General features: G+C 41.7%; 6 protein-coding genes and 1 pseudogene. 6 read left to right on the top strand and 1 reads right to left on the bottom strand.

Going from position 1 to position 8,787, the window contains the following annotated elements:
- Positions 1-356: 356 nt before the first annotated feature.
- From pepN to B4H32_RS07390, 4 genes are all read left to right on the top strand, one after another.
- The gene (pepN, locus tag B4H32_RS07405; RefSeq protein WP_286801134.1) at positions 357-2,966 is read left to right on the top strand and encodes an aminopeptidase N; all 2,610 of its coding nucleotides are present in this window, start codon (positions 357-359) and stop codon (positions 2,964-2,966) included.
- A 100-nt stretch (positions 2,967-3,066) separates the two neighbouring features.
- A complete protein-coding gene (locus B4H32_RS07400; RefSeq protein WP_286801133.1) occupies positions 3,067-4,824 on the top strand; it encodes a histidine kinase dimerization/phosphoacceptor domain-containing protein in 1,758 nt (585 codons plus the stop codon).
- 18 nt (positions 4,825-4,842) lie between these two features.
- Positions 4,843-5,202: a sensor histidine kinase gene (locus B4H32_RS07395; protein ID WP_286801132.1), complete on the top strand. Its 360-nt coding sequence runs from the start codon at positions 4,843-4,845 to the stop codon at positions 5,200-5,202.
- Positions 5,203-5,251: 49 nt separating this feature from the next.
- Positions 5,252-5,905, top strand: coding sequence for a response regulator transcription factor (locus B4H32_RS07390; RefSeq protein ID WP_004758257.1), 654 nt, complete (start codon positions 5,252-5,254; stop codon positions 5,903-5,905).
- Here the strand turns inward: B4H32_RS07390 and B4H32_RS07385 are convergent.
- Positions 5,897-6,505 carry a Uma2 family endonuclease gene (locus B4H32_RS07385; RefSeq protein ID WP_286801127.1) on the bottom strand — a complete coding sequence of 203 codons (609 nt, stop codon included), beginning with the start codon at positions 6,503-6,505 and terminating at the stop codon, positions 5,897-5,899. The two genes, B4H32_RS07390 and B4H32_RS07385, sit on opposite strands and share 9 nt — an antisense overlap.
- Before the next feature lie 221 nt (positions 6,506-6,726).
- On the opposite strand from B4H32_RS07385, the gene B4H32_RS07380 reads away from it, so the two are divergent.
- Both B4H32_RS07380 and B4H32_RS07375 read left to right on the top strand, forming a co-directional pair.
- On the top strand, positions 6,727-8,076 hold the full coding sequence (locus B4H32_RS07380) for a hypothetical protein (RefSeq protein WP_010589268.1): 1,350 nt from the start codon (positions 6,727-6,729) through the stop codon (positions 8,074-8,076).
- A 537-nt stretch (positions 8,077-8,613) separates the two neighbouring features.
- Positions 8,614-8,787: pseudogene (locus B4H32_RS07375) on the top strand (dienelactone hydrolase family protein); the annotation flags it as partial.

Raw genomic sequence — 8,787 nt, 5'->3', positions numbered from 1 at the left:
TTTAATTCCATAACAGTAGCCCTCGCTTGTTATTTTATATACCTACATTGGCATATACCATTAAGCAATAACCGTGCACAAAATGTAAAAGTCTGGGAAAAAATGTAAGTTGAGCGATGAAATGCAATTGCTTCTGTGGTTTTTATTTAAGAATAGAAACCTATGTTGTAATTTTGTCTAAACTATCAGCCTATTGACTCAATTTGATTTGAAAATGACAGAGTTTAGCTCAATAAAATTGTTAAAACTCATACGGGGTCTTAAAGACAGGCGGTATCAGTTGGCGTATGATCAAGTCATTACGAGTCTTGCCAACAAGACCATCAAAAAGACATGACCAAAGACAAGGAATACTGATGAACATTGCGGCACAACCTCCTGTACAGGCAGATCAAACCATTTATTTAAAAGATTATCAAAAACCCGCTTTTCTGGTTGAGTCGATTCATTTGGACATTCAGGTCTATGATGATCACACCATTGTTGATTCAACATTGGTCATGAAACGTCAGGCAGCGGGTGAGCTGGTATTGTTGGGTCGTGATCTGGAGTTACAATCCATTCAAATGAATGGACAGTTGTTGAATGCCGATCAATATCAGCTGGACAGTGAGCAGTTGGTGATCACCGATGCACCAGATCAGGTCATTGTGCAAACCAAAGTGATTATTCATCCTGAATCAAATACCCAGCTTGAGGGGTTGTATAAGGCGGGTGGCTTATTTGTCACCCAGAATGAGCCTGAGGGCTTCCGTAAAATTACATTCTATCCAGACCGTCCAGATGTGTTGGCAGAATTTACCACCCGTGTTGAAGCTGACAAAAAATATCCAGTATTACTTGCAAATGGTAACTTATTGGAAACAGGTGAAGTGGGAGAGGACCGCCATTTTGCCATCTGGCAAGACCCGACCAAGAAGCCAAGCTATTTATTTGCCTGTGTGATTGGTGATTTAGCGGTACTGAAAGATCGCTATACCACGTCTGAGGGACGTGATGTTGCTCTGGAAATTTATGCGATTGAAAAAGATATTCCAAAATGCCATATCGCGATGGAAGCACTAAAGCATTCAATGCGCTGGGACGAAGAACACTATGGTCGCCCGTATGATCTCGATAACTACATGATTGTGGCAGTGAGCCAGTTCAATATGGGTGCAATGGAAAATAAAGGTTTAAATATCTTTAATACGTCTTGTGTGCTTGCTGATGAGGAATACACCACTGATGCAGCCATTATGCGAGTGCAGTCGGTGATTGCCCATGAATATTTTCATAACTGGACAGGCAACCGGATTACCTGCCGTGACTGGTTCCAGTTGTGTCTAAAGGAAGGTTTGACAGTTTTCCGTGATCAGTCTTTCTCTGAGGATTTACAGTCGGCAGCAGTTCAGCGTATTGATGATGTAGCGGTGTTGAAGTCACATCAATTTCCTGAAGATGCAGGTCCATTGTCGCATCCACCACGTCCAGATCATTTTGTTGAAATCAATAATTTCTATACTGCAACGGTTTATGAGAAAGGTGCGGAAATTAACCGCATGATGGCGACTTTGCTGGGCAAGGAAAAATACCGTAAAGGAACAGATGAATATTTCCATCGCCATGATGGTCAAGCGGTGACGGTGGAAGACTGGGTTGCTGCATTAAGCGCAGGGTCAGGTGTTGATTTGTCTAATTTCCTCACATGGTATAACCAGCCTGGCACACCAAAGTTAGAAGCTCAAGGTGAATATGATGCGGCTGCACAGACCTATCGTCTCAGCTTCAAACAAAGCCTAAAAGCACACCCTAAATATCCAGACTTAAAGGCGGTTCCAATTCCTGTGGCTCTAGCTTTGTTCAATGCCCATACGGGTGAACAATATACCCTGCACAGCCCTGATCTCTTCGTCAATGATGTCAAGGATGGGATGTATCTATTTGATCAGGATGAAGCGAGTATTGAATTTACAGGCATAACTGAGCAACCTGTTGCTTCGTTATTACGTAATTTCTCTGCACCTGTGAATTTAGTCTTTGATTATTCCAATGATGATCTTGCATTTTTGATTCAGCACGAAACCAATGGCTTTAACCAATGGCAAGCGACACAAACTTTATTGGAACGTATTCTTTTAGAAGACCATAAGGTGGATACCTATATTCAGGCAATTAAAAATACCTTGCCTGACTTAGTAAATAAAGATCCGTTATTGGCATCACGTTTATTTGATGTACCAAGTGAAAACTACTTGGGTAGCCGTATTGATCAGGATTATGAACCTGCACTTATTCATGAGAAACGTGAAGCAGTGCTAGATAGGTTGGCTCGTGAGTTGGGTTCATTCTGGAAAGAGACTTATTTGGCCTTAGATCCAGACCAGCAAAAAGAGTTCTCTTTGGCAATGGGCGTGCGTTCATTGAAAAATATCACCTTGAATATGTTGGCGCGTCAAGGTGATGAATCTGTATTCGATTTGGCTTATACCCAATATCAACAAACAGGCAATATGTCTGAACGTTTAGGAGCATTACGCGTTTTGGTCTGGAATGATGCACCACAAGCGCAAGATGCACTTGCAGATTTCTATAAGCGTTTTAAAGATGAAGCCTTGTCTTTAGATCAATGGTTTAGCATCCAAGCATCGAATCCATCTGCGACAGCGGAAACGATTGAGTATCTGACTAAGCACGCCGATTATGATTTGGGAACACCGAACCGTATCCGTGCAGTGAGTGGTGGACTAGCTGCAAATCCAGTCAATACGTGGAGCTTTGGTGTTGATCATTTCATTGAGCTTGCCGCGTATTTGGATGAGAAAAATCCAATTTTAGGTTCACGTTTATTACAAGTATTGTCTCGTTGGTATACTTTAGCCGAACCACAACGTAGTCAGGTGCAACAGGCGCTTAAGGCGTTGCAGCCTAAAGTGAAATCGAAAAATGTATCTGAAACCTTGAGCAGTATGCTAAACATTGAATAACACATTGTTTTTGTCAGAAAGGATGCTGTCTCAGCATCCTTTTTTACATGTTCTGGATTATCATTAGTTCACAGAAAGGATACTCATATTGTGGTGATATATGGCTTTGCGTCGCAAAACACCAGCGGATCGGTTGTTTTATGCCATTTTAGGGTTGTCGTTGGCCCTTGTTGCGGTCATCTATTGTGCGGTAAATCAGCCCAGTAGCCATTTACGCTTTGAAGTCAAAGAACGCCAAAAAATTTCGGTATTTGACGGGGAGCGATTAATATTACAGGATGTGGATTCAGTTGCAATTTCAGCAGCAGGTGGGCAGAACCGAATACAGCTAAACGCAAATGACTTTACTGAAGACCCCCATTTTGTTGCAACCTATCCTGAGATGCAGCAATTTTTTATCAAGCAGAGCCAAATTTATCAACTGATGAGCCAGCATCAGCAGATATTTTTGCAGTCAGGCGATCATTCAAGCTCAACGCCATATCCTGTCAATATTCAGCCTAAACGAACACTTCGGGATTTACCTTTTGAGTTCTGGTTTCAGCTTGCTGTCAGTTCGATTGGGTTTTTACTCGGCTGTTGGATTTGGGCATTGCGTCCCAATGAAATCGCCCCGCGTGTTTTTGCCTTACTCAATGCGGCCTATCCAGTATTCGCCTTTTCCGCAGCCATCTATAGCACCCGTGATCTGGCTTTAAATGCCGAATTATTTCGGGTACTGGTCGCAATCAATACGGGTGGTGCATTGCTATATGGCTGTGCATTAATCAGTCTATTCCTGGTGTACCCAAAGCAGTTGATCAGAACCCAATGGTTGTGGGCAATACCGATATTTTTCTCTGGTTGGTGGTTGCTCGATACCTTATTTCTATTACCTGAACCAAGCATGGGGGGAGACTTACCCGTTACCTTACAAATGCTGAGCGCAATTTTATGTATGGTTTGGCAATGGCGGGCAAACCGACATGATCCACGGGCAAAAGTGGCATTGCGCTGGTTTGCCTTATGGATTCTGGTTAGTAGCGGCGCATTTGTATTTTTGGTTCAGAGCACCCAGCTACTTGATATTCAGCTGAATATGTCACAAGCCTATTCGTTCGGTTTCTTCCTGTTTGTGACCATTGGTATTGCGATTGGCTTAAAACGCTATCAGTTATTTAGTCTGGACCGTTGGGCATTCGGAATTCTGTACTGGCTGGCAGGAGCGATTTTACTGGTGTTGCTGGATGCCTTTCTGGTGATGATGTTAAGCCCACTTATGTCACTCAGTCTGGCTATCCTGATCTGTGGTCTGATTTGGCTGCCTGTCCGTGGCTGGCTACAGGCACGGCTGTTACAACGTAAAAAATTATCCGACAGCGAACTGTTTGAGCGAATCTTGCAGGTCAGCTTTGCGGTGAATGAGCAGGAACGCCAGTTACAGTGGAAAGCCTTGTTGAATGACCTGTTTCAGCCATTAAACCTTGAAATAAGTGAACACGAAAATAATAGCCAAATTGAAGATAATGGACTGGTGATGTATACCCCACAGGTGGCAGGACTGGCAGCGATGCGTCTCAGCTATCCGCAGCAAGGCCGCCGTTTGTTTAATGCCTATGACCAGCAACTGGTTCAGAATTTATTACCGTTTTTAGCTCAGGCAGTCGAGAGTCGGGTTGCCTATGACAATGGTGTGCGTGAGGAAAGACACCGTATCGCCCGCGACTTGCACGATGACCTGGGGGCAAAACTATTATCAGGTCTGTATCAGAACGATGTGGATCAAGCCAAGCAGGCCATTCGTCAGGCGATTGCTGAAATGCGTACCATCGTCAATGGTCTGTTGGGTACGGGTGTTGAGTTAAATATGGTTTTGTAGGAGTTTGAGCATGAGGTTGTGACCCGCCTGCAAAGTTGTGGGGTAGAACTGAATTGGCAACAAAATCTTGGAGATGTACCCATCACCTTAAGTTATGCACAATACAGGCATTATATTTCTGTGCTTCGGGAAATCATCAGTAATATAATGAAGTATGCCAATGCCCAGAGTGTAATCATTGAGATTAGCTTGGTTGATTCACAACTGGTTTCTGTCATTTGTGATGATGGTAATGGTTTTGATGGTGAAACTAATCAGTCTGAGGGGAATGGGCTTAAAAACCTGAGGGAACGTGCAACTGAACTTTCAGCAACCTTGCATTTCCAAAGTCTGCCAGAGGTAAAAGGTTCAAGGGTTGAGTTGATCTTCCCATTATAGCGACTTTGGCAAAAAGCAATGGATGGTCAATATATAAATGGGTATAAACATGATTCGAACGGCATTGATTTTAGAAGATATACTGGAAGTCAATGCATGGATCAAACAGATGTTACTTGAAACCTTTGCAGGCATTCGTATCCAGCAGGTTTATAGTGTAAAGGAAGCAAAGCAGTCATTATTGTCACAACATTATGATCTGGCCTTGATTGATCTTTCCTTGCCTGATGGAAAGGGAACAGAGGTGATTGACTGGCTGGCACAACATTCTGTCAATACCCTGAGTGTGGTGGTAACAATTTTTGAAGATGACCAATATCTGTTTGAGGCCATTTGTCATGGTGCAAAAGGGTACTTGCTGAAAGACCTTGAACCCACTATATTTCAGCAGCATTTGAAAAACCTGATTGCTGGAATCCATGCCTTTTCCCCAAGCATGACGCAGAAACTACTCAATTATGTCAAAACACATGAACAGCTTAAGCAGCAAAAGCAACAGGCCATACAGTCGCTGACTTTAACCAATCGGGAAAAACAGGTGCTTGTTTATATTGCCAAGGGGCATCAGGTGGCTGAAATCGCCTACGAATTAAAATTATCTGGCCATACCATAAATGGCTATATCAAGACAATTTATCAGAAATTGCATATCTCCTCCCGTGCTGAAGCGGCACTGCTGGCACAGCAATATGGTTTAATTTGAGAGGTTTTGTTCTGCTAGGGCTTTCTTCTCTAGCCATGTCACGACATCTTCATTTTTGACACGGTCATAAATATCTTCAACTGAAATGCTTAAACCAATTGAGTTCAGTGTAATGTGATCTCCCAAATAGTAGAAATGAGATTGCCAGTTTTGACTACGACATACTACTTCAATCTCGGCAATACCCTGTTCAATCAGGATATATTCCTGTAGGGTCGGAATCTGTAGATACTTTTCACGTTTGATCACACGGTCAATCTGGCGCGAGGATTTAGACAATACCTCAACAATAATGGTCGGTGTTTCTGTAAAAACACTGTCATCTGCTAAATCTGAACAATCAACCAGTACATCAGGATAGAAATAACAGCTATCTACTTTAACTTTCATATCTCCGCTATAAGGCTGGCAGGTTTTTCCCTTTAAGTGTTGGTGTAATGCAGAGGAAATGTTGAGGGTAATTCTGTTATGCGCCGCTTTTGCCCCAGCCATTGCATAGACTTCGCCATGAATATATTCATGTTTAATATCAGTTAGCAATTCGCCATCAAGATAATCCTGTTCACTGACTGAAAGTGGGTAGGCATGATGAGGTGACATGGCAATAACTCATAATGATATAAATACAGCCTATACCTTAGCGTGTATGAAGAAGTATCACAACTCATTGAATATTCACATTGTAAACAAGTTTTTGAAGTCAAAATAGATTTTAGGCTATCCCCCCCTGAACTGGGGATACGCAGAAAACCCTAAAAACGTTACTGTCATCACGAAAGGGATGAAATAACGAATGGGGTTCGTATGTTAAAAAAAGTTTATTGAGTGCTTGTATTGCTGCCAGTGTTTTACTTACAGCATGTCATGATGACGATGATCAGCACAGTAATACATCTCCAACACCGACCACAACCTACAGTAATTTAGCTGGAACAGCAGCTGTTGGGGCAGCGATTAAAAATGCCAGTGTCACAGCGAGTTGTAAAGATGGCACTGGGTTTAAAAATGAGGTTAAAACCAATGAACAGGGGGAATGGTCAGGCCAGGTGGATAGCACTAAACTACCTTGTGCATTGGAAGTGAAAGCATCAGATACCCAAACCTTGCATGGTTACGCTGCAAAAGCGGGTAATGTCAATATCACGCCATTTACTGATCTTGCTCTGGCTTTGGCAAGCTCACAAACGCCAAGTGACTGGTTTAAAACCTATCAACCGATTTTAGAAACCACACTTAAAACTGCGGTAGATAATTTAACTAAACAACTCAGAGCAGATGGTTATGTATTACCAGAAAACTTTGACCTATTAACAACTAAATTTGCAATTGATGATGCATTTGATAAGGCTCTGGATGCTTTTGCGGCATCATTGGCTGCCAATCAAGCAACAATTAAAGACTACGCTGCCCTGATTGAGAAAGTAAAAGCAGGAGATGTGGCAGCAGTTCCTGATTTCGTTCCTGTAACTCCTGCCCCAGTAACAGAAACCTGTGCCAGCAAGAAACTACCTGTAGGCAAACTCAGTGATTTGACGAGCTATAGCGGTGATTACAGTGATAAAGGTACAGTGGTCTTGAATCTGGATGCAGCGACAGGAAAAGTTATTGCAAAAGGCACAACTGCAACCATTGCAGAAGTTTGCGGTGCAAACGTTCAGCAAAATGGGACAAATTATTATGTAATTACTGACAAGGGATATGTGACCCTATTTAAAGAGAATGCAGGTAAATATTCTGCGGAAAGTGCAGATTTTACAGGTTTTTATGGTGAAAAGACCACAGCCTCTCCACAACTTTGTGAATCAAATGGTGCGGATGATAAGCTTGGCTTTAAGAATGCCCCGCATGATTTCTGTAGCTTTAGTAAGGTGAGTTCGGTTGTAATTAAATCACCTGATATTTATACATTTTTTAATGCTGATAAAAAAGAAAATGTAAAAATCACGGTTGAAAATACAGTCGTAAAAACTGTTCAGGTTGAAAATAATCAATATGCGTGGGCATGTGGTGTGGGAACAAATCCTGCCTGTAATGGTGTTACCGTAAAAGATGGACAGATCAATTCAAAACCTGCAAAAAGCTTCTATTTTAATAATACTGTATTAAAAGCAGTCAGTGGGACAACGCAAGATCTAACAGTTAAAAATAATAGTCTGTTGATGCATTTATAACAGTCAGTCGACTACACCAACACCTGCTACAAGCTGTGCAAATAGTACCAATCAATGGGGTTGTATCACCATTACTGGATTAGCTTCGCCATTGATATTCGAACATAACTCAACTGTATGGGCGACACCAAGAGTTGGGCAGTTTAACGCATCTAATCAAACTGTAAATGTACAGTTCGCCCATAAAGCAAATCCACCACTAGAGGATGGTATAACGATTACCAAAGCTAATGCGAGTGCTACTTATATCTCATTTGTACTAGGTTCAATAACTTGGTATCAATGTGGAACATATGCTTCGGAAACTTCTGTATGCCCTGGATTAAGTTTGGACACAGCAAACCGTACATTAACATTTAAAGATGTAAAACTTTCTCAACAAGCTGATCCAACGAAAATATTAACTGCTAATGGTATACTGAAATTTTAAAAATTCACTCTAATCTTAGCTGGGGCATCTATTGATGCCCTTTTTTATTTGACAATTAATATTGTCAAAAATGATATAAAAGCGATTTAAAAAAATGGATAGCTGAAATGGAAATAAAAACAATCACATTACCGACACGTCAAATTGAAGTTGAAGTGTATGCACCTGCATCAAGCTCCGAAAAAGCACCAGCCATATTACTGCTGCATGAGTTATTCGGCATTCTCGATGTTTACCGTGAAGATGCCCAAGACTTGGCTGATCGGGGCTATTTGGTTTAT

It is taken from the genome of Acinetobacter sp. UBA2063 (assembly GCF_002333245.1).
Classification (GTDB): Bacteria; Pseudomonadota; Gammaproteobacteria; order Pseudomonadales; family Moraxellaceae; genus Acinetobacter; species Acinetobacter parvus.
Note: the sequence above shows the minus strand (reverse complement) of the source record. Positions and strands in the feature narration are given on the sequence as shown.